The 26,227-nt window shown below is 69.9% G+C and carries 22 protein-coding genes; 16 read left to right on the top strand and 6 right to left on the bottom strand.

The features are described 5' to 3' along the window. Both AWZ10_RS17530 and AWZ10_RS17525 read left to right on the top strand, forming a co-directional pair. Positions 1-318, top strand: a 318-nt coding sequence (locus AWZ10_RS17530; RefSeq protein ID WP_167365961.1) for a helix-turn-helix domain-containing protein, incomplete at its 5' end; no start/stop codon positions are given. Positions 319-416: 98 nt separating this feature from the next. Next, complete coding sequence (locus AWZ10_RS17525) at positions 417-1,211, top strand: phosphatase (RefSeq protein ID WP_046707357.1); 795 nt, start codon at positions 417-419, stop codon at positions 1,209-1,211. Between the two features lie 95 nt (positions 1,212-1,306). Here AWZ10_RS17525 and AWZ10_RS17520 read toward each other — a convergent pair whose 3' ends face one another. The 3 genes from AWZ10_RS17520 to AWZ10_RS17510 all read right to left on the bottom strand — a co-directional run bounded on the left by AWZ10_RS17520 (position 1,307) and on the right by AWZ10_RS17510 (position 4,370). Beyond that, complete coding sequence (locus AWZ10_RS17520; RefSeq protein WP_037703366.1) at positions 1,307-2,185, bottom strand: acyl-CoA thioesterase; 879 nt, start codon at positions 2,183-2,185, stop codon at positions 1,307-1,309. Between the two features lie 72 nt (positions 2,186-2,257). Beyond that, a complete protein-coding gene (locus AWZ10_RS17515) occupies positions 2,258-3,415 on the bottom strand; it encodes an acyl-CoA dehydrogenase family protein (protein WP_046707364.1) in 1,158 nt (385 codons plus the stop codon). Between the two features lie 358 nt (positions 3,416-3,773). Continuing rightward, positions 3,774-4,370, bottom strand: a complete 597-nt coding sequence (locus tag AWZ10_RS17510) for an SACE_7040 family transcriptional regulator (RefSeq protein ID WP_046707359.1) — start codon at positions 4,368-4,370, stop codon at positions 3,774-3,776. A gap of 106 nt (positions 4,371-4,476) precedes the next feature. Here AWZ10_RS17510 and AWZ10_RS17505 point away from each other — a divergent pair, with 106 nt between their 5' ends. The 10 genes from AWZ10_RS17505 (at position 4,477) to AWZ10_RS17460 (ending at position 17,928) form a co-directional block, all read left to right on the top strand. Continuing rightward, entirely contained in the window at positions 4,477-6,093 is a 1,617-nt protein-coding gene (locus tag AWZ10_RS17505; protein ID WP_060891523.1) for a carboxyl transferase domain-containing protein, read from the top strand. Between the two features lie 58 nt (positions 6,094-6,151). Beyond that, positions 6,152-8,095: an acetyl-CoA carboxylase biotin carboxylase subunit gene (locus tag AWZ10_RS17500; RefSeq protein WP_060891524.1), complete on the top strand. Its 1,944-nt coding sequence runs from the start codon at positions 6,152-6,154 to the stop codon at positions 8,093-8,095. Beyond that, positions 8,092-9,066: a hydroxymethylglutaryl-CoA lyase gene (locus AWZ10_RS17495; RefSeq protein WP_046707361.1), complete on the top strand. Its 975-nt coding sequence runs from the start codon at positions 8,092-8,094 to the stop codon at positions 9,064-9,066. The genes AWZ10_RS17500 and AWZ10_RS17495 overlap by 4 nt, the downstream gene beginning before the upstream one ends. 5 nt (positions 9,067-9,071) lie before the next feature. Then, positions 9,072-10,232 (top strand): acyl-CoA dehydrogenase family protein, encoded by a 1,161-nt coding sequence (locus tag AWZ10_RS17490; RefSeq protein WP_046707362.1) that lies wholly within the window; start codon positions 9,072-9,074, stop codon positions 10,230-10,232. Positions 10,233-10,619: 387 nt separating this feature from the next. Further along, positions 10,620-11,672, top strand: coding sequence for an ABC transporter substrate-binding protein (locus AWZ10_RS17485; protein ID WP_060891522.1), 1,053 nt, complete (start codon positions 10,620-10,622; stop codon positions 11,670-11,672). Positions 11,673-11,809: 137 nt separating this feature from the next. Then, complete coding sequence (locus AWZ10_RS17480) at positions 11,810-12,667, top strand: siderophore-interacting protein (protein ID WP_046702763.1); 858 nt, start codon at positions 11,810-11,812, stop codon at positions 12,665-12,667. Positions 12,668-12,904: 237 nt separating this feature from the next. Further along, complete coding sequence (gene desA / locus AWZ10_RS17475) at positions 12,905-14,350, top strand: lysine decarboxylase DesA (protein ID WP_046702764.1); 1,446 nt, start codon at positions 12,905-12,907, stop codon at positions 14,348-14,350. After that, complete coding sequence (locus AWZ10_RS17470; protein WP_046702765.1) at positions 14,331-15,611, top strand: lysine N(6)-hydroxylase/L-ornithine N(5)-oxygenase family protein; 1,281 nt, start codon at positions 14,331-14,333, stop codon at positions 15,609-15,611. Before desA ends, AWZ10_RS17470 begins: the two co-directional genes overlap by 20 nt. Continuing rightward, on the top strand, positions 15,608-16,159 hold the full coding sequence (locus AWZ10_RS17465) for a GNAT family N-acetyltransferase (protein ID WP_046702766.1): 552 nt from the start codon (positions 15,608-15,610) through the stop codon (positions 16,157-16,159). Before AWZ10_RS17470 ends, AWZ10_RS17465 begins: the two co-directional genes overlap by 4 nt. Next, positions 16,156-17,928 (top strand): IucA/IucC family protein, encoded by a 1,773-nt coding sequence (locus tag AWZ10_RS17460; RefSeq protein ID WP_046702767.1) that lies wholly within the window; start codon positions 16,156-16,158, stop codon positions 17,926-17,928. The genes AWZ10_RS17465 and AWZ10_RS17460 overlap by 4 nt, the downstream gene beginning before the upstream one ends. Before the next feature lie 409 nt (positions 17,929-18,337). On the opposite strand, the gene AWZ10_RS17455 is transcribed toward AWZ10_RS17460, so the two are convergent. Continuing rightward, entirely contained in the window at positions 18,338-19,942 is a 1,605-nt protein-coding gene (locus tag AWZ10_RS17455; RefSeq protein ID WP_107417450.1) for a beta-N-acetylhexosaminidase, read from the bottom strand. Positions 19,943-20,047: 105 nt separating this feature from the next. Here AWZ10_RS17455 and AWZ10_RS17450 point away from each other — a divergent pair, with 105 nt between their 5' ends. Further along, positions 20,048-20,917, top strand: a complete 870-nt coding sequence (locus AWZ10_RS17450; RefSeq protein WP_046709195.1) for a DUF4429 domain-containing protein — start codon at positions 20,048-20,050, stop codon at positions 20,915-20,917. Between the two features lie 69 nt (positions 20,918-20,986). Here the strand turns inward: AWZ10_RS17450 and AWZ10_RS17445 are convergent, their stop codons facing one another. Then, positions 20,987-22,570, bottom strand: a complete 1,584-nt coding sequence (locus AWZ10_RS17445) for a purple acid phosphatase family protein (protein ID WP_046709194.1) — start codon at positions 22,568-22,570, stop codon at positions 20,987-20,989. Positions 22,571-22,756: 186 nt separating this feature from the next. Here AWZ10_RS17445 and AWZ10_RS17440 point away from each other — a divergent pair, with 186 nt between their 5' ends. Then, on the top strand, positions 22,757-23,014 hold the full coding sequence (locus tag AWZ10_RS17440) for a hypothetical protein (RefSeq protein WP_046709193.1): 258 nt from the start codon (positions 22,757-22,759) through the stop codon (positions 23,012-23,014). A 70-nt stretch (positions 23,015-23,084) separates the two neighbouring features. After that, the gene (gene glmS / locus AWZ10_RS17435) at positions 23,085-24,902 is read left to right on the top strand and encodes a glutamine--fructose-6-phosphate transaminase (isomerizing) (RefSeq protein WP_046709192.1); all 1,818 of its coding nucleotides are present in this window, start codon (positions 23,085-23,087) and stop codon (positions 24,900-24,902) included. 275 nt (positions 24,903-25,177) lie between these two features. Here glmS and AWZ10_RS17430 read toward each other — a convergent pair whose 3' ends face one another. Continuing rightward, positions 25,178-25,708, bottom strand: a complete 531-nt coding sequence (locus tag AWZ10_RS17430; protein ID WP_046709191.1) for a universal stress protein — start codon at positions 25,706-25,708, stop codon at positions 25,178-25,180. A 259-nt stretch (positions 25,709-25,967) separates the two neighbouring features. Between AWZ10_RS17430 and AWZ10_RS55100 the strand changes: the two genes are divergently transcribed. Continuing rightward, on the top strand, positions 25,968-26,093 hold the full coding sequence (locus AWZ10_RS55100) for a hypothetical protein (RefSeq protein WP_267893575.1): 126 nt from the start codon (positions 25,968-25,970) through the stop codon (positions 26,091-26,093). Positions 26,094-26,227: the final 134 nt, after the last annotated feature.

Here is a 26,227-nt window from a genome sequence, read left to right as displayed (position 1 = left end):
GCCAGGGCGACACGGACGGCGCTGGTCCGGCACGGCTCCCGCACGGCCCTCACCGACCTGGTGCCGGCGGCGGACGCGACCGCCCACGCCCAGGCCCTGCTGGCCCCCCTCACCACCGCTCCCGGCGCTCCCGCCCTCACCGAGACCCTGCGCACCTGGCTCTCCCTGCACGGCAGTTGGGACCGTACGGCCGTCGCCCTGGCCGTCCACCGCAACACGGTCCGTCAACGCATCGGCCGGTGCGCGACGTTGCTCGGCGTGGACCTCGACGACCCGGACGTACGGATGGAGTTGTGGTTCGCGCTGCGGCGGGAGTGACAGGGCGGCCGGTGGCCACCGGTCCGTCGCGGAGTGACGCAGGTCGCAGCGGGCGGGACGCCCGCGACTCCCGCTGTCGTCTGCCTCACAATGGACGCATGCCGATACCCGGGACCCCCAGCCGCGCCGAGCTCGTCGAACACCTTGTACGGACGCGTATCGCGGGCGACGTCGCCACGCCCCGCGAGAACAACCTCTCCCACTACCGCGAACTGGCCAACGGCAACCGCCACTACTGGCTCGGCCTGGAGCTCGGGGACCGCTGGACCGACGAGCAGGACGTGCTGGCCGTGATGGCGGAGCGCGTCGGCGTGAACGACGACCCGGGGCACCGCTACGGCCAGGACACCATCGACCCGGACCTGACGGTCGACGCGCTGGAGCGCATGGCGGCTCGGCTGCGCAAGGCGGCGGAGGGCGCGCAGCGCGTCCTGTTCGCCACCGGCCACCCCGGCGGGCTGCTCCAGGTGCACCACGAGACGGCGCGGGCGCTGCGCGCGGCGGGCTGCGAGATCGTCGTCATCCCGGAGGGCCTGCAGACGGAGGAGGGGTACGTCATGCAGTTCGCGGACGTGGCCGTCCTCGAACACGGCGCCACGCTCTGGCACACCCACTCCCCCGAGCCGATGCGCGCCATCCTCCGGGGCCTGGAGGGCGCCGGCCGCCCGCTGCCCGACCTGGTCGTCGCCGACCACGGCTGGGCAGGCTGCGCCGGCCAGCTCGGCGTCGACTCCGTCGGCTACGCGGACTCCAACGACCCCGCCCTCTTCCTCGGCGAGTCCGAGGGCACCCTCCAGGCCGTGGTCCCGCTCGACGACCACGTGGTCAGCCCGCGCTACTACGACCCGATGTCGGCGTACCTGCTGGAGCAGGCGGGGCTCAAGGACGGCTAGGGCCCCGGGAGGCCACCGGACCCCCGGACCCCCGGACCCCCGGAGACCACCGCCACCGGACCCAGGAGGTCAGGAGGCCAGGAGGCCACCGGAGGTCAGGGCGTCTTCGGCCTCGGTACGCGGACGACGCCCTCCTGGATCACGGAGATCGCGAGCCGTCCGTCCTGCGTGTAGATCCGGCCCTGGCCGAGGCCCCGGCCGGCCGACGCGGACGGCGACTCCTGGTCGTACAGGAGCCACTCGTCGGCGCGGAACGGCCGGTGGAACCACATGGCGTGGTCGAGGGAGGCCCCGACGACGTCGCCGACGGCCCAGCCGCCGCGCCCGTGCGCGAGCAGGATGGAGTCGAGGAGCGTCATGTCGGAGACGTAGGTGGCGAGGACGACGTGCAGGAGCGGGTCGTCGTCGAGCTTGCCGTTGGCGCGGAACCACACCTGGGAGCGCGGTTCGCGCGGCTCGCCGTAGCGGCCGTACGGCGGGTCGTCGACGTAGCGGAGGTCGACGGCGGCCCGCGCCTCCAGCATCTTCTCCACGACGGCCGGGTCGAGCCCGTACGCCGGGAGCCGCTGCTCGGCGGTGGGCAGGGACTCCGGGTCGGGCGCGGCGGGCATCGGGGCCTGGTGGTCGAGGCCGTCCTCGTACCGCTGGAACGACGCGGAGAGGGCGAAGATCGGCTGGCCGTGCTGGACGGCGACGACACGGCGCGCGGTGAAGGAACGGCCGTCGTTCATGCGCTCCACGGTGTACACGATGGGCGCGCCGGCGTCGCCGATGCGCAGGAAGTACGCGTGGAGGGAGTGCGGCAGCCGGTCCGCGGGGACCGTCCGCCCGGCGGCGACGAGCGCCTGGGCCGCGACCTGCCCGCCGAAGACCCGGGGGACGATGGCGGGCCGGGACTGGCCGCGGAAGATGTTCTCCTCGATCTGCTCGAGGTCGAGCAGATCGAGGAGAGACTGCAGTGGTACCTGACTCATGGGGTCAGTTGTACTGCACAGTAATTTCCGGGGCCTTACGGACCCGTGTCACAGACCGTGTGACGGCCCGTGTCACAGCCCCATGTCCTTGGCGATGATCGACTTCATGATCTCGCTGGTGCCGCCGTAGATACGGTTGACCCGGTTGTCCGCGTACAGGCGGGCGATCGGGTACTCGTTCATGAAGCCGTAGCCGCCGTGCAGCTGGAGGCAGCGGTCGATGACACGGTGGGCGACCTCGGTGCAGAACAGCTTGGCGCTGGCGGCCTCGGCGGGCGTCAGCTCACCGGCGTCGAGGGCCTCCGTGGCGCGGTCGGCGACGGCCTCGGCCGCGTCCACCTCGGCCTGGCAGGCGGCCAGCTCGAACTTGGTGTTCTGGAAGTGCGCGACGGGCTTGCCGAAGACGACCCGGTCCTGCACGTACTGCTTGGCGAACCGGACGGCGGCCTTGGCCTGCGCGTAGGCGCCGTAGGCGATGCCCCAGCGCTCGGAGGCGAGGTTGTGGCCGAGGTAGTAGAAGCCCTTGTTCTCCTCGCCGAGGAGGTTCTCGACGGGCACCTTGACGTCGACGAACGCCAGCTCGGCGGTGTCGGAGGTCTTCAGGCCGAGCTTGTCCAGCTTGCGGCCGACCGAGTAGCCCTCGGACTTGGTGTCCACCACGAGAAGGGATATGCCGTGGCGACGGTCCTCGGCGCTGGGCGAGTCGGTGCGGGCGCAGACGATCATCTGATCGGCGTGGACGCCACCGGTGATGAAGGTCTTGGAGCCGTTGAGGACGTAGTGCGTGCCGTCCTCGCTGAGCTTGGCGGTCGTCTTCATGCCCGCGAGGTCGGAGCCGGTGCCCGGCTCGGTCATCGCGATCGCCCACATCTCCTCACCGGAGACGAACTTCGGCAGGTAGCGCTTCTTCTGCTCGTCGGTGGCGAGCAGCTTGACGTACGGCAGACCGAGCAGCACGTGCACACCGGAGCCGCCGAAGGACACACCCGCGCGCGCGGTCTCCTCGTACAGGACGGCCTCGAACTTGTAGGAGTCGATGCCGGCGCCGCCGTACTCCTCGTCCACGCGGATGCCGAAGACGCCCAGCTCGGCGAGCTTGTAGTAGAAGTCGCGCGGCGCCTGGCCGGCGGCGAACCACTCGTCGTACACGGGCACGACCTCGGCCTCGATGAAGGCACGCAGGGTCTCCCGGAACGCCTCGTGATCCTCGTTGAACACCGTACGGCGCACCGCCGCCACCCTTCTTGCGCCTGAACCGGCGCCGCTCTCGCGTACCTGGTTGCGCGCCGTTGGGGTTCCTCAATGATGGTTACGGTCCGAACCGACACCCCTAAGCGCTTGCTCAGACAACCGTACCGGCGAGTAGACAAGCCCGTCCAGACCATCCGCTCCGTAACGCTCGTCACGCTTGTGCCGCACAACGGAGGCACCGGCCCGGATTCACGCCGCCGAGGCGCGAGGAACCGCGCGGCCGGCCCCACTCGACCCGCGGCCCGCGACCGCCGAAACCCCCACCCCGAACCCGGCCCACCGGACAGCCGGAACCGGGCGGTCAGCCACAGGCGGGCGGCCGGCCGGAACCGGGCGGTCAGCCGGAGGCTGCCGCCTCGAACGCCCCCCGGGCCATCCGGTGCAGCAACTCCGCCGTGGCCGCCCGGCCGGGCAACGACCCCGGCCGCCCCAGGTGCGGCGTCGAGTTCAGGAGCCCGAACACCGAGTGCACGGCGGACCGGGCGGCGGGCTCGGCGAGCCCCGGATGGGCTTCGCGGAGCACCTGCACCCACAGCTCGACGTACTGCCGCTGCAACTGCCGTACGAGCTTGCGGTCGCTGTCGCGGAGGCGGTCCAGCTCGCGGTCGTGCAGGGTGATGAGGGGACGGTCGTCGAGAGCGAAGTCGATGTGCCCCTCGATGAGCGAGTCGAGGAGGGCCTCGGCATCGTGCCCGTCGGCCTCCGCCACCCTCCGCTTCGCCCCCGTCAGCAACTGCCCGCTGATCCCCACCAGCAGCTCCGCGAGCATCGCGTCCTTGCCCGCGAAGTGCCGGTAGAGGCCCGGCCCGCTGATGCCGACGGCCGCCCCTATCTCGTCGACGCCGACACCGTGGAAGCCTCGCTCGGCGAAGAGGCGGGCGGCTTCCTTGAGGATCTGTTCGCGGCGGGTGGGCGCGTCGGTTCTCGTGGCCATGAAGTCAATTCTAGACAGGGAGGTTAGCGGTCGTTAACCTGGTGGAAACGCGTTAACGCTCATTAACAGGTGACCACGGGTGACCACTGGGTGAGGGGACCGCACGATGGACCAGGCACCGGAGCTGACGACCGCGGCAGATCCCGCGGCGGAGGCGTATCGGGCCAACGAGGCCGCGCACCGCGCGCTGGGCGAGGAGCTGCGGGCCAAGCTGGCCGCGGCGCGCCTCGGCGGCGGCGAGAAGGCGCGCGCCCGGCACACGGCACGGGGCAAGCTGCTGCCGCGCGACAGGGTGGACACCCTCCTCGACCCCGGCTCGCCCTTCCTGGAGCTGGCGCCCCTGGCCGCGGACGGGCTCTACGACGGCCAGGCCCCGGCCGCGGGCGTCATCGCCGGGATCGGCCGGGTCAGCGGCCGTGAGTGCGTCGTCGTCGCCAACGACGCCACGGTCAAGGGCGGCACGTACTACCCGATGACAGTGAAGAAGCACCTGCGGGCCCAGGAGGTGGCCCTGGAGAACCGCCTCCCCTGTCTCTACCTCGTCGACTCCGGCGGCGCCTTCCTGCCCATGCAGGACGAGGTCTTCCCCGACCGCGAGCACTTCGGCCGGATCTTCTACAACCAGGCCCGGATGTCGGGGGCGGGCATCCCGCAGATCGCCGCCGTCCTCGGGTCGTGCACGGCGGGCGGCGCGTACGTCCCCGCGATGAGCGACGAAGCCGTCATCGTCCGGGGGCAGGGGACGATCTTCCTCGGCGGCCCCCCGCTGGTGAAGGCCGCCACCGGCGAGGTCGTCACCGCCGAGGAGCTGGGCGGCGGCGAGGTGCACTCCCGGATCTCCGGCGTCACCGACCACCTCGCCGAGAGCGACGCCCACGCCCTGCGCATCGTGCGGACCATCGTCTCCACCCTTCCCTCCCGGGGCCCGCTCCCCTGGTCGGTCGAGCCGGCCGTCGAGCCCAAGGTGGACCCGTACACGCTGTACGGCGCCGTGCCCGTCGACTCCCGCACCCCGTACGACGTACGCGAGGTCATCGCGCGCGTGGCCGACGGTTCGCGGTTCGCCGAGTTCAAGGCGGAGTTCGGGCAGACCCTCGTCACCGGCTTCGCCCGCGTCCACGGGCACCCGGTCGGGATCGTCGCCAACAACGGCATCCTCTTCTCCGAGTCCGCCCAGAAGGGCGCCCACTTCATCGAGCTGTGCGACCAGCGCGGTATCCCGCTGGTCTTCCTGCAGAACATCTCCGGCTTCATGGTCGGCCGGGACTACGAGGCCGGCGGCATCGCCAAGCACGGCGCCAAGATGGTGACGGCCGTGGCCTGCACCCGCGTCCCCAAGCTGACCGTCGTGATCGGCGGCTCGTACGGCGCGGGCAACTACTCGATGTGCGGCCGGGCGTACTCCCCCCGCTTCCTGTGGATGTGGCCCAACGCCAAGATCTCGGTGATGGGCGGCGAACAGGCCGCGTCCGTCCTAGCGACCGTGAAGCGGGACCAGCTTCAGGCGCGCGGCGAGGACTGGCCGGCGGGGGACGAGGAGTCGTTCAAGGACCCGATCCGCGCCCAGTACGAGCGCCAGGGCAGCGCCTACTACGCCACGGCCCGCCTCTGGGACGACGGCGTGATCGACCCGCTGGAGACCCGCCAGGTCCTGGGCCTCGCCCTGACGGCCTGTGCCAACGCGCCCCTGGGTGAACCCCAGTTCGGCGTCTTCCGGATGTGAGGGGGAACCGATGAATCCGACGAAGCCGATGAAGCCGATGAAGCCGATGAAGCCGACCATGTTCGACACGGTGCTGGTGGCCAACCGGGGCGAGATCGCCGTCCGCGTCATCCGCACCCTCCGCGCTCTCGGCGTCCGCTCCGTCGCCGTCTTCTCCGACGCGGACGCCGACGCCCGGCACGTACGGGAGGCCGACACGGCCGTGCGGATCGGTCCGGCGCCGGCGGCGATGAGCTATCTGTCGGTGGAGCGGCTGCTGGAGGCGGCGGCCCGGACGGGCGCGCAGGCGGTGCACCCGGGGTACGGCTTCCTGGCGGAGAACGCCGGGTTCGCGCGGGCGTGCGCCGACGCGGGTCTCGTCTTCATCGGTCCGCCCGCCGACGCCATCTCCCTCATGGGCGACAAGATCCGTGCCAAGGAGACGGTCCGGGCGGCCGGGGTGCCGGTGGTACCCGGTTCGAGCGGCAGCGGACTCACGGACCTGCAACTCGCGCAGGCCGCCCGCGAGATCGGCATGCCGGTGCTGCTGAAGCCCAGCGCGGGCGGCGGCGGCAAGGGCATGCGGCTGGTCCGGGACGCGGAGCTGCTGGCCGACGAGATCGCCGCCGCCCGCCGCGAGGCCCGCTCGTCCTTCGGCGACGACACCCTCCTCGTGGAGCGGTGGATCGACCGCCCCCGGCACATCGAGATCCAGGTCCTGGCCGACGGTCACGGCGGCGTGGTCCACCTCGGTGAGCGTGAGTGCTCGCTCCAGCGCCGCCACCAGAAGGTCATCGAGGAGGCGCCCAGCGTCCTGCTCGACGAGGCCACCCGGGCCGCGATGGGCGAGGCGGCCGTCCAGGCGGCCCGCTCCTGCGGCTACTCCGGCGCGGGCACGGTCGAGTTCATCGTCCCCGGCGGCGACCCCTCCTCGTACTACTTCATGGAGATGAACACCCGCCTCCAGGTCGAGCACCCGGTGACCGAGCTGGTCACGGGCGTCGACCTGGTGGAGTGGCAGCTCCGGGTCGCGGCGGGCGAGCGGCTGTCCTTCGGGCAGGAGGACGTACGGCTGACGGGGCACGCGGTCGAGGCGCGGATCTGCGCCGAGGACCCCTCGCGCGGCTTCCTCCCCTCCGGCGGCACGATCCTGCGCCTGCGCGAGCCGGACGGTGACGGTGTCCGTACGGACTCCGGCCTCACCGAGGGCACGGAGGTCGGCTCGCTGTACGACCCGATGCTCTCCAAGGTCATCGCCTACGGCCCCGACCGGCCCACCGCCCTGCGCCGTCTCCGCGCGGCCCTCGCGGAGACGGTCACCCTGGGCGTCCAGACGAACGCGGGGTTCCTGCGCCGGCTGCTGGCCCATCCGGCGGTGGTGGCGGGCGAGTTGGACACAGGGCTGGTGGAGCGGGAGGTGGAGGCGCTGGTCTCCACGGAGGTCCCGGAAGCGGTGTACGAGGCCGCGGCGGCCGTACGGCTCGACGGGCTGAGGCCTCGTGGGGGCGGCTGGACCGACCCCTTCTCCGTCCCGAACGGCTGGCGTCTCGGCGGTGTGCCCCTGCCGCCCGCCTTCGAGCTACGGGCGACGGGACTCGAACCCGTCACCCACCCCCTCCGGGGCACCCACACGGTCACCGACGACCAGGTGTCCGTGACCGTGGACGGCATCCGTCACACCTTCCACCGCGCCGCCGACTGGATCGGCCGCGACGGTGATGCCTGGCACGTGCGTGACCACGACCCCGTCGCCGCCGCGCTCACCGGTGCCGCCCACGCGGGCGCGGACTCGCTGACCGCGCCGATGCCCGGGACGGTCACCGTGGTGAAGGTGACCGTGGGGGACGAGGTGGCCGCCGGGCAGAGCCTGCTGGTGGTGGAGGCGATGAAGATGGAGCACGTCGTCTGCGCACCACACGCCGGGACGGTCACCGAGCTGGACGTCACGCCGGGCACGACCGTCACCATGGACCAGGTGCTGGCCGTGGTCGAGCCGCACCCGACGGAGGAGACCCCCGCATGAGCAGCACGGACCTGGGCCTCCCGATGGCCGTCCCCGCCCCGGACCTGCCCGCGCATGTCCGTATCCACGAGGTGGGCGCGCGGGACGGCCTGCAGAACGAGAAGGGCACGGTCCCGACGGAGGTGAAGGCGGAGTTCATCCGCCGTCTGGCCGACGCGGGACTGACGACGATCGAGGCCACCAGCTTCGTGCACCCCAGGTGGGTGCCCCAACTGGCGGACGCGGAGCGGCTGTTCCCGCAGGTGCGCGATCTGCCGGTCGGCCTTCCCGTCCTGGTGCCGAACGAACGCGGCCTGGACCGCGCCCTCGCCCTCGGCGCCCGCCGCGTCGCCGTGTTCGCCAGCGCCACGGAGTCCTTCGCCAAGGCCAACCTCAACCGTACGGTCGACGAGGCGCTGGCCATGTTCGACCCGGTGGTGACCCGGGCGAAGGCCGAGGGAGTCCATGTCCGGGGTTATCTCTCGATGTGCTTCGGCGACCCCTGGGAGGGCCCGGTCCCCGTCGACCAGGTCGCCCGCGTGTGCCGGGCCCTGCTGGACATGGGCTGCGACGAACTGAGCCTCGGCGACACGATCGGCGTGGCCACCCCGGGCCATGTGCGCGGACTCCTCGCGACCCTCGACGCACAGCGGGTCCCGGTCTCCGTGCTGGGCGTGCACTTCCACGACACGTACGGGCAGGCGCTCGCCAACACCCTGGCAGCGCTCCAGTGCGGCGTCACGACGGTCGACGCGTCGGCCGGCGGCCTCGGCGGCTGCCCGTACGCGAAGTCCGCCACCGGGAACCTCGCCACCGAAGACCTCGTGTGGATGCTGCGGGGCCTCGGCATCGACACGGGCGTCGACCTCGGCCGCCTCGTCGCCACGAGCGAGTGGATGGCCGGACACCTGGGCCGGCCCAGCCCGTCCCGCACCGTACGCGCCCTGTCCCACAAGGACGACGAGGGCCACGAGGACCACAAGGAGCACTGACGTTCATGAACCACCGCCTCTCCCCCGAGCTGGAAGAACTCCGCCGTACGGTCGAGGAGTTCGCGCACGAGGTCGTCGCACCCAAGATCGGCGACTTCTACGAGCGGCACGAGTTCCCGTACGAGATCGTGCGCGAGATGGGCCGCATGGGGCTGTTCGGGCTGCCTTTCCCCGAGGAGTACGGCGGCATGGGCGGCGACTATCTGGCGCTGGGCATCGCGCTGGAGGAGCTGGCCCGGGTGGACTCGTCCGTGGCCATCACCCTCGAAGCCGGGGTCTCCCTGGGCGCGATGCCGATCCATCTCTTCGGCACCCGGGCGCAGAAGGAGGAGTGGCTGCCGCGCCTGTGCTCCGGCGAGGTGCTGGGGGCGTTCGGCCTCACCGAGCCCGACGGCGGCTCGGACGCGGGCGCGACCCGTACGACGGCCCGCCTGGACGAGTCGACGAACGAATGGGTCATCAACGGCAGCAAGTGCTTCATCACCAACTCGGGGACGGACATCACGGCCCTGGTCACGGTCACGGCGGTCACCGGCCGCACCCCGGACGGCAAGCCCCTCATCTCCTCGATCATCGTCCCGTCCGGCACCCCTGGCTTCACTGTGGCCGCCCCCTACTCCAAGGTCGGCTGGAACGCCTCGGACACCCGTGAGCTGTCCTTCGCGGACGTCCGGGTCCCGGCGGAGAACCTCCTCGGCGAACTCGGCCGTGGATACGCCCAGTTCCTGCGCATCCTCGACGAGGGCCGCATCGCCATCTCGGCGCTCGCCACAGGGCTCGCCCAGGGCTGCGTGGACGAGTCGGTGAAGTACGCCAAGGAACGGCACGCCTTCGGCCGCCCGATCGGCGCCAACCAGGCCATCCAGTTCAAGATCGCCGACATGGAGATGAAGGCCCACACGGCCCGGCTCGCCTGGCGCGACGCGGCCTACCGCCTCGTCGCCGGTGACCCCTTCAAGAAGGAGGCGGCCCTGGCGAAGCTCTACTCCTCCACCATCGCCGTCGACAACGCACGCGACGCCACCCAGATCCACGGCGGCTACGGCTTCATGAACGAGTACCCCGTCGCCCGCATGTGGCGCGACTCCAAGATCCTGGAAATCGGCGAGGGCACCAGCGAGGTGCAACGCATGCTGATCGCCAGGGAGTTGGGACTGACCGGCTGACCGTCCTGCCGTTCGACCGTTCGACCGTTCGACCGACAGGCTATGTTCGAATGATGGCCGGAACCAGCCATGAAGGCGCGGCTCCGGCACCCTGCCACCCGGTTCGCCACACGCGAGCCGGGTGCCCTTTTGTCCCCTGACGGGGACCTGCCGAACCACTTCGGACGTCCTGCGCATTGGTGATACAAATCGCAGGTTTAAGACCCATCAACACCCCGTGAACCCCACCAACCTTCGATTCACAGGTAATTCAAAGATTAGAACAGAGTCGGACCCGGGCATTCCATTCCCTGGAGCCACCCTCTGGACAAGTAGTGAGGTTAGGCTAACCTACCTTCGAACTCGCCCTCGGGCGGCACTCCGCCCCGTTCGAAAGTAGCCATACACATGTCCAACGCCAGAGCCGCTCACCTCACCCGCCGTGGCATCCTCGCCGCCGGTGGCGCACTCGGTCTCGGTGCCGTCCTCGCCGCCTGCGGAGACGAGGACGCGAAGAGCAGCAGCACTGGCTCCGACAAGGAGACGGCTGCCGCCAAGTCCGGCCCCTGGTCGTTCAAGGACGACCGTGGCGTGACCGCCAAGACCGACAAGGTCCCGGCGAACATCGTCGCCTTCGTCGGTGTCGCCGCCGCGCTGTACGACTACGGCATCGACGTCAAGGGCGTCTTCGGTCCGACCAGGACGACGGACGGCAAGGCCGACGTCCAGGCCGGCGACCTCGACATCAGCAAGGTCACCGTCCTCGGCAACGTCTGGGACGAGTTCAACGTCGAGAAGTACGCCGCCCTCGCCCCCGACGTCCTCATCACCACCCTGTTCGACGACGCCGGCACCCTCTGGTACGTGCCCGAGACCTCCAAGGACAAGATCGCCAAGCTCGCCCCGAGCGTCGGCATCTCCGTCTTCGACCGTCAGATGACCGAGCCCCTGCAGCGCATGCTGGAACTGGCCAAGTCGCTCGGCGCCGACGTGGAGTCGACGAAGATCACCACGGCCAAGAAGCGGTTCGAGGACGCGGCCGCCCGGCTGCGCGCGGCCACCAGGTCCAAGCCCGACATCAAGGTGCTCGCCGGTTCCGCGAGCCAGGACATCTTCTACGTCTCCGGCTCGAATCTCTCCATCGACCTGGAGTACTTCAAGGCCCTCGGCGTGAACTTCGTCGAGCCGAGCGCCGCCGCGCTGAAGGCCAGCGGGGGCTGGTTCGAGAACCTCAGCTGGGAGAACGTCGACAAGTACGACGCGGACGTCATCATCATGGACAACCGCACGTCGGCGATCCAGCCGGACGCGATCGAAGAGGCGACCTGGAAGAAGCTGCCTGCGGTGAAGGCGGGGCAGGTCATCGGGCGTAACCCCGAGCCGATTCTTTCCTACGCCAAATGCGCGCCGCTTCTCGAGGAGCTGGCCGAGGCGATCGAGAACGCGAAGAAGGTCGGTTAAGGCCGAGGCCGTGGGTGAGCTGCGGGTCCGTCGTGGCTGGTCGCGCCCACGCGGCGGAGCCGCACATGCCAGCGCCCCGCGCCCCCGGGGGCGCCCTCTCCCACATACGTACCGCCCCTGATTCAGGAGCCAATCACATGACGACGGCCGTAGCCGCCCCCTTCCGTTTCTTCTCTCTTCAGGTCCTACGGACGGAGCGGCTGGGGCCGTCTCTCGTGCGGGTCTCGTTCGCGGGGGACGATCTGAGGTACTTCCACTCCGACGGCCGGGATCAGTCACTGTCCCTCTTTCTGCCGCATCCGGGGCAGGACACCCCGGCCATCCCCTTCGAACTGGGCGACGGCTGGTGGCAGGCGTGGCGGGAACTGCCGGACGACGTCAGGGCGGTGATGCGCTCGTACACCCTGCGGGGGCTCCGCTCGGACGTCCACGGCGACACCGTCGGGATCGACATCGACTTCGTGCTGCACGGGGTGGAGCCGGAGGCGGCCGTGCCTGCCGGGCCCGCGTCCCGGTGGGCGTCGGCAGCGCGGGCCGGTGACCGGGTCGTGCTGCTCGGACCCGCCGTCGCCGACAACCGCGCGATCCGTTTCCGTCCGCCGGCGGACACCGACCTGGTGCTGATCTGGGGTGACGAGACGGCGCTGCCCGCCGCCTCGGCGATCCTGGAGTCGCTGCCCGCCGGTACGCGGGCCCGGGTCTGGCTGGAGGTCCACCACGCGGGCGACATCCAGGACCTGACCACCGAGGCCGCCGCCGAGATCACCTGGCTCGTACGGGCCGAGGGGGCGCCGACCGCCCTCGACACCGTCCGTGCCGCCCGACTGCCGTCCAGCGAGCTGCCGTACGCCTGGATCGCCGGTGAGTCCGGCCGTGTGAAGGAGCTGCGCCGTCACCTCGTGCGGGAACGCGGGATCGACAGGCGGCGGGTGACCTTCGTCGGGTACTGGCGTGAGGGCCTGACGGAGGAGCAGCTGCGGGAGCGCGGCGAGTAGACGGAATCGTCGGCACTACCCGAGCCACCAGAGATACCGGAGTCCCAGAGCCACCGAAGTCACCGAAGTCACCGAAGTCACCGAAGTCACCAGAGACAGTGAAGTGACCACGGTCACGGCTGAGTTCGGGCCCCACTTGAGTTAGTTAGGTTAGGCTTACCTAAGTTGGACGACGTGATGTCACCCCCCACTCACCTCTCCGTCCCACCCGGACCGCCCCGCTCGGAGGACCTCCCCATGCGCTCGCACCTGCTCAATGACACGACCGCGGAGCGGTACCGCCGCACCGTGACCGAAGGCGTGGAGCGGGTGGCGGCCAAACTCGCCACCACCGACCGACCGTTCACCGGTGTCACCGTCGACGCCCTCTCCCCCCACATCGAGAGGATCGACCTCGACAAGCCGCTGCACGACACGGCCGCCGTCCTCGACGAGCTGGAGGACGTCTACCTCCGCGACGCGGTCTACTTCCACCACCCGCGCTATCTCGCCCACCTCAACTGCCCGGTCGTCATCCCGGCCGTGCTCGGCGAGGCCGTCCTCTCCGCCGTCAACTCCTCCCTGGACACCTGGGACCAGTCGGCGGGCGGCACCCTGATCGAGCGCAAGCTCATCGACTGGACGAACGAGCGCATCGGCTTCGGTCCTTCCGCCGACGGTGTGTTCACCTCCGGCGGCTCGCAGTCCAACCTCCAGGCCCTGCTTCTCGCCCGTGAGGAGGCCAAGACCGACGACACAGCGAAACTGCGGATCTTCGCCTCGGAGGTCAGCCACTTCAGCGTGAAGAAGTCGGCGAAACTGCTGGGCCTCGGCCAGGACGCCGTCGTCTGCGTCCCGGTCGACGGCACCAAGCGCATGCAGACGGTCGCCCTCGCCCGTGAGCTGGAGCGCTGCAGGAACGACGGCCTCGTCCCCATGGCCGTCGTCGCCACCTCCGGGACCACCGACTTCGGCTCGATAGACCCGCTGCCCGAGATAGCCGAGCTGTGCGCGCAGTACGACACCTGGATGCACGTCGACGCCGCCTACGGTTGCGGTCTGCTCGTCTCGCTCAAGCGCCGCGACCTCCTCGACGGCATCGAGCGCGCCGACTCCGTCACCGTGGACTACCACAAGTCCTTCTTCCAGCCGGTGAGTTCGTCCGCCGTCCTCGTCCGGGACGCGGCCACGCTGCGCCACGCGACCTACCACGCGGAGTACCTCAACCCGCGCCGCATGGTCACCGAGCGCATCCCCAACCAGGTCGACAAGTCCCTGCAGACCACCCGCCGCTTCGACGCGCTCAAGCTGTGGATGACGCTGCGCACGATGGGTGCCGACGGCATCGGCCAGCTCTTCGACGAGGTCTGCGACCTGGCGGAGGAAGGCTGGAAACTGCTCGCCGCGGACCCGCGCTACGACGTGGTCGTGGAGCCCCAGCTGTCCACGCTGGTCTACCGCTACATCCCCGAGGCGGTCACCGACCCGGCCGAGATCGACCGCGCCAACCTGTACGCCCGCAAGGCCCTGTTCGCCTCCGGTGACGCCGTGGTCGCGGGCACCAAGGTCGGCGGTCGCCACTACCTGAAGTTCACCCTGCTCAACCCCGAGACGACGGCCGAGGACATCGCCGCCGTACTCGACCTGATCGCCGGCCACGCCGAGCAGTACCTGGGAGAATCCCTTGACCGCGTCGCTTCCTGAACCCGCCGTGAAGACCTACGACTTCATCGGCATCGGACTGGGACCCTTCAACCTCGGCCTCGCCTGCCTCACCGAGCCCATCGCCGAGCTCGACGGGATCTTCCTCGACTCGAAGCCGAACTTCGAGTGGCACTCGGGGATGTTCCTCGACGGCGCCCACCTCCAGACCCCGTTCATGTCGGACCTGGTCACCCTCGCCGACCCGACCTCCCCGTACTCCTTCCTGAACTACCTGAAGGACTCGGGCCGTCTGTACTCGTTCTACATCCGCGAGAACTTCTACCCGCTGCGGGTCGAGTACGACGACTACTGCCGCTGGGCCGCGAACCGGCTGAGCAACGTCCGCTTCGGCACGACGGTCACCGAGGTGACGTACGAGGACGACGTGTACGCCGTGCGGACGGCCGACGGTGACGTCCTGCGCGCCCGCCACCTCGTCCTCGGCACCGGCACGCCCCCGCATCTCCCGGAGGCGGTCCAGGGCCTGGGCGGCGACTACATCCACAACTCCCGCTACATGCGGCACAAGCGGGAGCTGCAGAAGAAGAAGTCGATCACCCTCGTCGGTTCCGGGCAGTCGGCCGCCGAGATCTACTACGACCTGCTCAGCGAGATCGACGTCCACGGCTACCAGCTGAACTGGGTGACACGCTCCCCCCGCTTCTTCCCCCTGGAATACACCAAGCTCACGCTGGAGATGACCTCCCCGGAGTACATCGACTACTTCCGCGAGCTGCCGGAGCCGACCCGCCACCGCCTGACCCAGGAGCAGAAGGGCCTCTTCAAGGGCATCGACGGAGACCTCATCAACGAGATCTTCGACCTGCTCTACCAGAAGAGCCTCGGCGGCCCGCTCCCCACCCGCCTGCTCACCAACTCCGCCCTGAACAGCGTGCGTCACGAGAACGGCACGTACACCCTGGGCCTGCGTCAGGAGGAGCAGGAGAAGGACTACGAGATCGACTCGCAGGGCCTGATCCTCGCCACCGGCTACAAGTACACCGAGCCGGAGTTCCTCAAGCCCGTCCGTGACCGGCTGCGCTACGACACGCAGGGCAACTTCGACGTGGCCCGCAACTACGCGATCGACACCACCGGCCGAGGCGTCTTCCTGCAGAACGCCGCCGTCCACGCCCACAGCATCACCTCACCCGACCTGGGCATGGGCCCGTACCGGAACGCGTACATCATCCGCGAACTGCTCGGCACCGAGTACTACCCGGTCGAGAAGAGCATCGCCTTCCAGGAGTTCGCGGTATGAGCGGCCTCGACGTGGTGCACTACACCTTCCGTCCCCTCGACCCGCTGAACGACGCCGAGCTGCTGCACGGCTGGGTGACGCATCCCAAGGCGGCGTACTGGATGATGCAGGACGCCAGGCCGGAGGACGTCGAGCGCGCGTACATGGAGATCGCGGCCGACCCGCACCACCACGCCCTGCTGGGGCTGCTGGACGGCGAGCCCGTCTTCCTCATGGAGAGGTACGACCCCACCCACCGTGAGCTCGTCGGCCTGTACGAGCCCGAGCCCGGGGACGTCGGCATGCACTTCCTGGTGCCGCCGACGGACACCCCGGTGCACGGGTTCACCAGGTCCGTGATCACCGCCGTGATGGCGCACCTCTTCGAGGACCCGGCCACCCACCGGGTCGTCGTCGAGCCGGACGTGTCCAACAAGGCCGTCCACGCCCTCAACGAAGCCGTCGGTTTCGTCCCCGACCGCGAGATCGACAAGCCGGAGAAGCGCGCGCTGCTGAGCTTCTGCACGCGCGAGCAGTTCTTCGAGGCCGCCCGAGGAGTAGCCGTATGACCCTGTCCGACGCCGTAGCGCATCTGTCCCCCCACCGCTGGGCACGGGCCAACCGCCTGCTCATCCGCAAGGCCCTGGCCGAGTTCGCCCATGAGCGGCTCATCACGCCGGAGGCCACCACCGACGGCCGCTTCGAGGTCCGCAGCGACGACGGCTCGACCCGCTACGGGTTCACCGCCGTCCGGCGCGCCCTCGACCACTGGCAGGTCGACGCCGACTCGATCACCCGTCGACGAGACGGCGTCGACCTCCCTCTGGCCGCCCTGGACTTCTTCATCGAGCTGAAGAAGTCCCTCGGCCTGAGCGACGAGATCCTCCCGGTCTATCTGGAGGAGATCTCCTCCACCCTCGCCGGCACCTGCTACAAGCTCACCAAACCGCAGACGCCGGTCGCCGAACTGGTGGACGCCGGCTTCCAGGCCATCGAGACCGGGATGACCGAGGGCCACCCCTGCTTCGTCGCCAACAACGGCCGCCTCGGCTTCGGCGTCCACGAGTACCTCTCGTACGCCCCCGAGACGGCGAGCCCGGTCCGCCTGGTCTGGCTGGCCGCGCACCGCTCACGGGCGGCGTTCACGGCGGGGGTGGGCATCGAGTACGAAGCCTTCCTCCGGGACGAGCTGGGCGCGGAGACGGTCGCCCGCTTCGACTCCGTCCTCTCCGGCCAGGAGCTGGACCCGGCCGACTACCTCTTCATCCCGGTCCACCCCTGGCAGTGGTGGAACAAGCTCACCGTCACCTTCGCCGCCGAGATCGCCCAGCAGAACCTGGTGTGCCTCGGGGAGGGCGACGACGAGTACCTCGCCCAGCAGTCGATCCGGACGTTCTTCAACCGGTCCGCCCCCGAGAAGCACTACGTCAAAACGGCCCTGTCCGTCCTCAACATGGGCTTCATGCGCGGCCTCTCGGCGGCGTACATGGAGGCGACCCCGGCCATCAACGACTGGCTCGCCGGTCTCATCGACAGCGACCCGGTCCTGAAGTCGACCGGTCTGTCGATCATCCGCGAGCGCGCCGCCGTCGGCTACCGGCACCTGGAGTACGAGGCCGCCACCGACAAGTACTCCGCCTACCGCAAGATGCTGGCCGCACTGTGGCGCGAGAGCCCGGTCGCCTCGCTCCAGGAAGGCGAGTCCCTGGCGACGATGGCCTCCCTGGTCCACGTCGACCACGAGGGCAACGGCTTCGCCGCCGCGCTGGTCGCACGCTCGGGCCTGACCCCGACGGAGTGGCTGCGCCGCTACCTGCGGGCGTACCTCACTCCCCTCCTCCACAGCTTCTACGCGTACGACCTCGTCTTCATGCCGCACGGCGAGAACGTCATCCTCGTCCTGAAGGACGGTGTCGTCGAGCGGGCGATCTACAAGGACATCGCCGAGGAGATCGCGGTCATGGACCCGCAGGCGGTGCTGCCGCCGGCGGTCGAGCGGCTGCGCGTCGAGGTCCCCGAGGACAAGAAGCTCCTGTCCCTCTTCACGGACGTCTTCGACTGCTTCTTCCGCTTCCTGGCCGCGAACCTCGCCGAGGAGGGCGTCCTGGACGAGGAGGAGTTCTGGCGCACGGTCGCCGAGACCGTCCGCGACTACCAGCACTCGATGCCCGAACTCGCCGACAAGTTCGCCCGGTACGACATGTTCGCGCCCGAGTTCGCGCTGTCCTGCCTCAACCGCCTCCAGCTGCGCAACAACAAGCAGATGGTCGACCTGGCGGACCCGGCGGGCGCACTCCAGCTCATCGGCACCCTGCAGAACCCCATCGCGGGCGTGTAGCCCCCGGCACGGCCCCACCGAAGCAGGCGGGCACCTCGGAGTACGGTCCTCCGAGGTGCCCGCCGTGTCATGCGTTCGACGGCGGACGATTCGGCCGCGGGCGAGCGGAGACTGACCACGCAGCTCCCCACGCCCCTCAAAGACCAGGCCCGACGGGCCTGAAAGCCCACGGCCCCACAGACCTGAAAGACGACGGGCCCGCAGGCCGGAAGGACCACGGGCTGGAGGTCCTGGGGACCTGGGAGCCAGGGAGCAACGGCCCGGCGGGGCCTGAAGGCAACAGGCCTGCGGGCCACCGGGCCACCGGGCTGAAAAGCACGGGGCGCAGCCCCTGCTTTTCAGGGGCGCGGGGAACTGCGCGAGAAGCCCCACCCACCCGCACCCGCCGACGCACCGAACCCCCCGGGCCCTACCGCGCAGGCCAGGGCACCGCCACCGCACGGAAGTACCCGATCCCGAGCGCCTCCCACCGCGCCCCCTGCGCAGCAAGCCGCACCCGATACCCGTCCCAGCCATGCGTGGACGCCGGAGACCACCCCAGCTCAGCAACCCCCGGCAGCCTCGGAAACGCCATGTACTCAACATCGTCCGAGGTCACGATCGTCTCGGTCCACAACGGCGCCTCGACACCCCGGATCGCGGAGCCGGGCGCACCCGCCAGATACTCCCCCGGATCCCAGTCGTACGCCCGCCGCACATCCACATACCCCGCCCAGTCGAGCCCCAGCGGCGTGTCCTTGTCGTACTTCATGTCGAGGTAGATCCGGTCGGCCGGCGACAGAATGACCCCCGTCCCGTTCCGCGCGGCAGCCGCGACCCGCTCCTTCTCCTCGGCTCCCGTGCTGTCCAGCCCCCAGTACTGCGCGAGCGCGCCCCGCGCCGGAGTGGCCCCGGTCAGCTGGTGCCAGCCGATCACGGTCTTCCCGTACTTCTCGACGACCGGCTGCACCCGGTCCATGAACTTCGCATAGTCCTCGTGGCTGGTGGAGTGCGCCTCGTCACCGCCGATGTGCAAATACCGCCCCGGAGTGAGCGCGGCCAGCTCCCGTACGACGTCCTCCACGAAGTCGTACGTCACGTCCTTGCCGACGCAGAGGGAGCTGAAGCCGACCTCGGTGCCGGTGTAGAGCGGGGGCGCGACACCGTCGCAGTTCAGCTCGGCGTAGGAGGCGAGGGCCGCGTTGGTGTGGCCGGGCAGGTCGATCTCGGGCACGACCTCCAGGTGGCGCGAGGCCGCGTACCGGACGATCTCCTCGTAGTCGGCCTTCGTGTAGTGACCGCCGGGGCCGCCGCCGACCTGGGTGGATCCGCCGTACGGGGCGAGGCGCGGCCAGGAGTCGATGGCGATGCGCCAGCCCTGGTCGTCGGAGAGGTGCAGGTGGAGCTTGTTGAACTTGTAGAGCGCCAACTGGTCGATGAAGCGCTTGACCTGGTCCACGCCGAAGAAGTGCCGGGAGACGTCCAGCATCGCGCCGCGCCAGCCGTAGCGCGGGGTGTCCTCGACGGTGCCGCCCGCGATCAGCCACGGACCCGGCTGCACGGAGTCCTTCTCGACGGCGGCGGGCAGGAGCTGACGCAGGGTCTGGACGGCGTGGAAGAGCCCGGCGGGCGCGCGTGCGGTGAGGGTGACACCCGAGCGGCCGCTCTCCAGCCGGTAGCCCTCCTGGCCGAGACCCGCCTCCCCGGGGGCCAACCGCAGGCGGATTCCGGCCTCTTGGCGTTCGGTCACCGGCAGCCGGTACCCCGTCGAGGGCCGCAGGATCCCCGCGAGGTAGTCCCCGATCCGGCGGGCCTCGGGCCCGCCGTCCACGACGATGCGGGTACTGCTCGTCAGCCGGTAGGGCGATCCCCCGGCATGGACCGAGGCGGGGGCCGGAATCACCTGCCCGAGCGGGATCGTGACGGCGTCGGCCTGGGCGTTCTCGGACACGGGTGCGGCTCCCACGGCGAAGATCCCGGCCGCCACCACCAGCAGCGCACCGAGAAGGCTGGTCGATCTGTGGTGCGATCTCACAACGAGCTCCCTCCACCCATCGAACTGTGCGCTCCCCACCATCACCCCTGCACCCCCTCCAGGTCTAGACCACCTCTTCCCGCAGCCGGTGGAACAATCCTCCTCATGGCGGAAATCCTCCAGCGGGACGGCACCTGGACCTTCGACGGCGACACGCTGCGGCTGACCCCGGGCCGCGACAGGGGGGTGAGCCTGCTCCGCAGCACTCTGGGTGAACTCTCCGTTCCACTGGGCGCGTTGGCGGGCGTCTCCTTCGAACAGGGCAAGAAGTCGGGGCGGCTGCGGCTACGGCTGCGCGACGGCTCCGACCCGCTCCTCCAGGCCACCGGCGGCCGGCTCGCCGACTCCAACGACCCGTACCGGCTCAGCGTCGACGCCGACCGGTACGGCGTCGCCGAGTACTTCGTGGACGAGGTCCGCAACGCGCTGCTGCTGGACGAGGTGCCGACCGACGCGGTGGACTCCTATCTGCTCGCCGGGCCCGCCGTCCCGCTCTCCGTCTCCGCCGGGGACGGCACGGCGAGCTTCGACGGCGACCACGTACGCCTGGAGTGGAACTGGAAGACGGAGGAGGCCAAGGCCGCGTCCGGGACGCGGACGCTGCCGCTGGCGGACATAGCGGGCGTCGAGTGGCACCCCTCGGTCGGCCTGGAGAACGGCAGCCTCCGCTTCACCGTGCGGAACGCGCCGACGAAGGCGCCGCCCAAGTACGACCCCAACTCCGTCGAGCTGTGGGGCTTCAAGAAGGACCCGCTGATGGCCCTGGTCGCGGCGGCCGTGCAGGCCCGCCTCCCGCATCCGGCGGCATCCGCGCCCCAGCAGCCGACCGCGCCGGCGCCGGACCGGCCGGCCCCCGAGGAGGACCACGACGCCCTGCTGCGCCGCCTGCGCGAACTGGGCGACCTCCACCGGTCCGGCGTGCTCACGGACGAGGAGTTCACGATGGCCAAACAGGCGGTCCTCAAACGCATTTGACGCGCGTGAGGACCCCCTTCCCGGCACCGGACCGTTCGTGCGCCCCGCCTTCCGGGCGCACCGGCGGCGCTACTTGGCCCGGCGCGCCACCGTGAAGTGGTCGACCTGCGCACCCGTCTCCGCGATACCGCGCACGGTCAGCGTGGCGTAGTGCCCCTTCGGCGCGGGCTTCACGTCCACGCGCAGGAAGGAGTAGTCCAGATAACGCACGCGCGACCACGTGACGGTCTCGTTCTGCTTGCCCTCCTTGGTGTTGATGTAGGACGAGACGGACTCGACCTCGTTCTCGTGGCCCTCGTACGACAGCGGGGCGGTGAAGGAGTAGAGGCTGCGGCCGGCCGCGCCCGCCGTCACGTACACCACGCCCTCGGTCTCCGGGTACGCCGTGCCGCCGATCGGGAGCTTCTTGGTGACCGTGCCGGCCTTGATGACGTCGGTGCGCTCGTACTGGTGGTTGTGGCCGTTGATGACCAGGTCCACCGAGTACTTCTCGAACAGCGGCACCCACTCCTGGCGCACACCGCCTTCCGAGGCGTGCGCGGTGGAGGTGCAGTAGGCGCAGTGGTGGAAGAAGACCACGACGAAGTCGACGTCCTTGGACGCGCGGAACTTCTTGAGCTGCGCCTCCAGCCACTTGGTCTGCGTGCCGCCGGAGATGCCGAGGTTGGCCGGGATCTCGAAGGAGATGTCGTTGGCGTCGAGGGAGATGACGGCCGTGTTCCCGTAGACGAAGGAGTAGACGCCCGGCAGGTTCTTCCGGTCGGGGCCGTTGTCGGGGAGGTTCCAGCGGGCCTCCTCGCCGCCGTAGCCGTTGGGCGAGTACCAGGCCTCCATGTCGTGGTTGCCGTAGGCGGGCATCCACGGCACGGACTTGGCGACGGCCTCGGTCTGGGCGAGGAACTGGTCCCACACCCGGGAGTCGAAGCCGGTGTCGGCGGTCTTGCCCTGGCCGGCCGGGTCTGCGTAGGCGATGTCGCCGGCGTGCAGGTGGAAGGCCGGGTTCTGGCCGAGGAGGAGGCTGTTGTTGGCGAGGCCGTGGTAGCCGACGCCCTCGTCGCCGAAGGCCGTGAAGGTGAAGGGCGCCTTGTGGGCGGGGGCGGTGGTGAAGGTACCGATGGTGCCCGCGAACTGCGGTGAGGCCGGGTCGAAGCCGTCGTGGCCGACACCGTAGAAGTAGGTCCTGCCAGGCTTGAGGTGGGTCAGTTTGGCGTGCACGTAGTACTGGGTGTGGTCGCCGCTCGCACCGACACCGGCCGGGGTGTGGAGGGTGCGGACCTCGGCGTCGATCTTGACGGAGAGGTGCGAGGCGTGGGTGCCGATCCGGACGAAGGGCTTCTTCACCGGGAGCGGGACCTGCCAGGAGACGGTGATCTCGGTGCGCGGGTCGTTGCCGTAGGCGAGGTGGCGGCCGAAGGGGGCGACGAGGGAGCCGTCGACGCGTTCGGCGCTCGCGCCGGCCTGGGTCGGAACCGAGGTGCGGAGGGCGGCCGGGGTGGCGGCCTGCGCCGTGGCCGGGACGAACGCGCCACCCGCGACGGCGCCGAGCGTGACAGCGCCGCCTCTGATCATCGAACGCCGGGAGAACTTGGAGCGCAGGTACTCGTGCTGCTCGGCCATGCTCATGCGCTCGGCCAGCTGCTCGGGTACGCCCATGCGAGGTATGTCCATGGCGTCCGAAACTCGTCGCCTCAGGCGACGGGATGCGGGACGCCGGATGGACGGCACACGAACAGCCACTCATAACACATTCAACGTTCCCCCAAGGGGCGGTAACAGCCTCCTGCCCGATATCGGGCAGAATTCTTGCGAAACGCCCGCCCGTCCCTCAGGATCTACCGAGTGCACGACGAACTCGTTGATCATTTGACGCGATCCTCGCCCCTCAACCGGGGCGAGGCGCTGCGTGTGATCCAGGACGTGCTCGCCTACTTCGACGAGACGACCGAGGCCTACGTCCGTCGCCGCCACCGCGAGCTCCAGGCCCAGGGCCTGGTCAACGCGACGATCTTCGAACGGATCGAGGCGGACCTGAAGTACCGGGCGGTCGCACCGCCGGAGCTGACGCTCAGGCAACTGCGCCGCATGGTCTACGGCTGATCATCCGCGACCGACCCGGTCGCGACCGATCGGCCACGGCTGAACATCTACGGCTAGGGGATACGTATATATGTGCGGGATTGTCGGTTACATCGGCAAGCGCGATGTGGCACCGCTGCTCCTTGAGGGGCTGCAGCGCCTGGAGTACCGGGGCTACGACTCGGCGGGCATAGTGGTCACCTCACCCAAGACGGCCGGTCTGAAGATGGTCAAGGCCAAGGGCCGCGTCCGCGACCTGGAGGCCAAGGTCCCCGCGCGCTTCAAGGGCACCACCGGCATCGCCCACACCCGCTGGGCCACCCACGGCGCCCCGTCCGACGTGAACGCCCACCCGCACATGTCGACCGACAACAAGGTCGCCGTCGTCCACAACGGCATCATCGACAACGCCTCCGACCTGCGGAAGAAGCTCGAAGCGGACGGCGTCGAATTCCTCTCCGAGACGGACACCGAGGTCCTCACCCACCTCATCGCCCGGTCCCAGGCCACCACCCTGGAGGAGAAGGTCCGCCAGGCGGTACGCATCGTCGAGGGCACGTACGGCATCGCCGTCATGCACGCCGACTTCAACGACCGCATCGTCGTCGCCCGCAACGGCTCCCCGGTCGTCCTCGGCATCGGCGAGAAGGAGATGTTCGTCGCCTCGGACATAGCCGCTCTGGTCGCCCACACCCGCCAGATCGTCACCCTGGACGACGGCGAGATGGCCACCCTCAAGGCCGACGACTTCCGCACCTACACCACGGAGGGCACCCGCACCACCGCGGAGCCCACCACCGTGGAGTGGGAGGCCGCCTCGTACGACATGGGCGGCCACGACACGTACATGCACAAGGAGATCCACGAGCAGGCCGACGCCGTGGACCGCGTGCTGCGCGGGCGCATCGACGACCGCTTCTCCACCGTGCGCCTCGGCGGCCTGAACCTGGACGCCCGCGAGGCGCGCCAGATCCGCCGCGTGAAGATCCTCGGCTGCGGCACCTCGTACCACGCGGGCATGATCGGCGCCCAGATGATCGAGGAGCTGGCCCGTATCCCCGCGGACGCCGAGCCGGCGTCGGAGTTCCGCTACCGCAACGCGGTCGTCGACCCCGACACCCTCTACATCGCCGTCTCCCAGTCCGGCGAGACGTACGACGTGCTGGCGGCCGTCCAGGAGCTGAAGCGCAAGGGCGCCCGCGTCCTGGGCGTCGTGAACGTCGTCGGCTCGGCGATCGCCCGCGAGGCGGACGGCGGCATCTACGTCCACGCCGGCCCCGAGGTCTGCGTCGTCTCCACGAAGTGCTTCACCAACACCACCGTGGCCTTCGCGCTCCTCGCACTGCACCTGGGCCGCACCCGCGACCTCTCCGTCCGCGACGGCAAGCGGATCATCGAGGGCCTGCGCAGGCTCCCCGCCCAGATCGCCGAGATGCTGGAGCAGGAGGAGGAGATCAAGAAGCTGGCCGAGCAGTACGCCGAGGCCCGCTCGATGCTCTTCATCGGCCGCGTCCGGGGCTACCCGGTGGCCCGTGAGGCCTCCCTGAAGCTCAAGGAGGTCTCGTACATCCACGCCGAGGCCTACCCCGCCTCCGAACTCAAGCACGGCCCACTGGCCCTCATCGAGCCCGCCCTCCCGACGGTCGCCATCGTCCCCGACGACGACCTCCTGGAGAAGAACCGCGCCGCCCTGGAGGAGATCAAGGCCCGCAGCGGCAAGATCCTCGCCGTCGCCCACCGGGAGCAGGAGAAGGCCGACCAGACGATCGTCGTCCCCAAGAACGAGGACGAACTCGACCCGATCCTCATGGGCATCCCCCTCCAACTCCTCGCCTACCACACGGCGTTGGCCCTGGGCCGCGACATCGACAAGCCCAGGAACCTCGCGAAGTCGGTCACGGTCGAGTAGGGACGCAACCCGCAGAAGCCGTACAACGAGGACGGACCCCCACGTGATGCCACCCATCACGGGGGGTCCGTTCGACATACCGGGGCCGCCCAACGCCCCGGCGCCGCTGCCAACTACCCGTGGCCGTCACACCACTCCGTCAGGCATCACGCGGGTTATGCCCTTCACAAGGGCACAAACACCCCTACGCGTCAGTAGACTTACACGTTTCCGAAAACGTCGCGGAACGCCACGGGTTGACGGCGCGGAACGTCACGGAACAGCGAGGCCGAACGTCACGGAATGACGATGACCGGCCGCTGCGCCCGCTTGGCGAGCCGCCCCGCGACCGACCCGAAGAGCCGGCCGACGAGCCCGTGGGTGGAGCCGACGACGATCGCGTCGGCCTCGTACTCCCGCCCCACCTCTTCGAGTTCGTGACAGATGTCGCCGCCGCGCTCGACGAGGATCCAGGGCACTTCGGCGAGATAGTCGGCGCACGCGAGCTCCAGCCCGAGGACCTCGGTGCGGTGATCGGGGACGTCGACGAAGACGGGCGGCTCGCAGCCGGCCCACACGGTCGTGGGCAGCCGGTTGGCGACATGCACGATGATCAGGCCCGAGCCGGAGCGGCGGGCCATGCCGACGGCGTACGCGAGGGCGCGCTCACTGGACGTCGAACCGTCGAAGCCGACGACGACGCCGTGCTTGAAGGCGGGATCGCAGGAAGGGCGTGCCTCTTCCGCCGCAAGGGGCTCGGCCGCCGTGTGATCGGCGACGGGCCACCGCTTGCGGTCCGCGGATTCGAAGAATTCTTGACCGGCCATGGGTGTCTCGGCGTTTGGATCCTCGTGTGGGACGACGTGGATGGGACGTCAGTGTGCGGCGGAGCCGTGTCCGGGAATCATCTTCCCCACCCCATACCCCCAAGGGTACGACCGCACGCCTCCTCCGCCCAGTTCCCGCACCGGCTGCGCGGGGTTCCAGGGAGCATGCACGAGCACCGCCCCGTAACGCAATGGTTGCTGCCACGTACAGCCGGTTTCGGACCGACGAGCGCCTCACGGCTCGGAGTGCGTTTTCCGCATGGTCGTCGTGACCGCGGGCAGTCGTGCCGCCAGGGGCGACGAGGGAGGGTGGGCGCAGCGGCACCCCGGGAGCGGGGCAGGCGAAGACGCCTCCGACGTCAACCCGATCAAGCAGTACCAGTGACCGACAGGTCGAACAGGCGTTGAACCCCGGTAAGCCGCAGCCCAGGGAGCCAGGAGGGAGCCCGCAGTGTCCGCACACCGCACCGCGCCCCGGTCCGCCCCCGAAGCCGACGAGATCCCCCCGCCCCCGCGCAG

The sequence above is a fragment of the Streptomyces europaeiscabiei genome (assembly GCF_001550375.1).
Lineage (GTDB): Bacteria > Actinomycetota > Actinomycetes > Streptomycetales > Streptomycetaceae > Streptomyces > Streptomyces europaeiscabiei.
This window is presented reverse-complemented; position numbering and strand designations above follow the sequence as displayed.

Coding starts and splice junctions, on each gene's coding strand:
- AWZ10_RS17525 (WP_046707357.1), top strand. CDS start 417: ATGCCGATACCCGGGACCCCCAGCCGCGCCGAGCTCGTCGAACACCTT.
- AWZ10_RS17520 (WP_037703366.1), bottom strand. CDS start 2,185: ATGAGTCAGGTACCACTGCAGTCTCTCCTCGATCTGCTCGACCTCGAG.
- AWZ10_RS17510 (WP_046707359.1), bottom strand. CDS start 4,370: ATGGCCACGAGAACCGACGCGCCCACCCGCCGCGAACAGATCCTCAAG.
- AWZ10_RS17505 (WP_060891523.1), top strand. CDS start 4,477: ATGGACCAGGCACCGGAGCTGACGACCGCGGCAGATCCCGCGGCGGAG.
- AWZ10_RS17500 (WP_060891524.1), top strand. CDS start 6,152: ATGTTCGACACGGTGCTGGTGGCCAACCGGGGCGAGATCGCCGTCCGC.
- AWZ10_RS17495 (WP_046707361.1), top strand. CDS start 8,092: ATGAGCAGCACGGACCTGGGCCTCCCGATGGCCGTCCCCGCCCCGGAC.
- AWZ10_RS17490 (WP_046707362.1), top strand. CDS start 9,072: ATGAACCACCGCCTCTCCCCCGAGCTGGAAGAACTCCGCCGTACGGTC.
- AWZ10_RS17485 (WP_060891522.1), top strand. CDS start 10,620: ATGTCCAACGCCAGAGCCGCTCACCTCACCCGCCGTGGCATCCTCGCC.
- AWZ10_RS17480 (WP_046702763.1), top strand. CDS start 11,810: ATGACGACGGCCGTAGCCGCCCCCTTCCGTTTCTTCTCTCTTCAGGTC.
- desA (WP_046702764.1), top strand. CDS start 12,905: ATGCGCTCGCACCTGCTCAATGACACGACCGCGGAGCGGTACCGCCGC.
- AWZ10_RS17465 (WP_046702766.1), top strand. CDS start 15,608: ATGAGCGGCCTCGACGTGGTGCACTACACCTTCCGTCCCCTCGACCCG.
- AWZ10_RS17460 (WP_046702767.1), top strand. CDS start 16,156: ATGACCCTGTCCGACGCCGTAGCGCATCTGTCCCCCCACCGCTGGGCA.
- AWZ10_RS17450 (WP_046709195.1), top strand. CDS start 20,048: ATGGCGGAAATCCTCCAGCGGGACGGCACCTGGACCTTCGACGGCGAC.
- AWZ10_RS17445 (WP_046709194.1), bottom strand. CDS start 22,570: ATGGGCGTACCCGAGCAGCTGGCCGAGCGCATGAGCATGGCCGAGCAG.
- glmS (WP_046709192.1), top strand. CDS start 23,085: ATGTGCGGGATTGTCGGTTACATCGGCAAGCGCGATGTGGCACCGCTG.
- AWZ10_RS17430 (WP_046709191.1), bottom strand. CDS start 25,708: ATGGCCGGTCAAGAATTCTTCGAATCCGCGGACCGCAAGCGGTGGCCC.
- AWZ10_RS55100 (WP_267893575.1), top strand. CDS start 25,968: ATGGTCGTCGTGACCGCGGGCAGTCGTGCCGCCAGGGGCGACGAGGGA.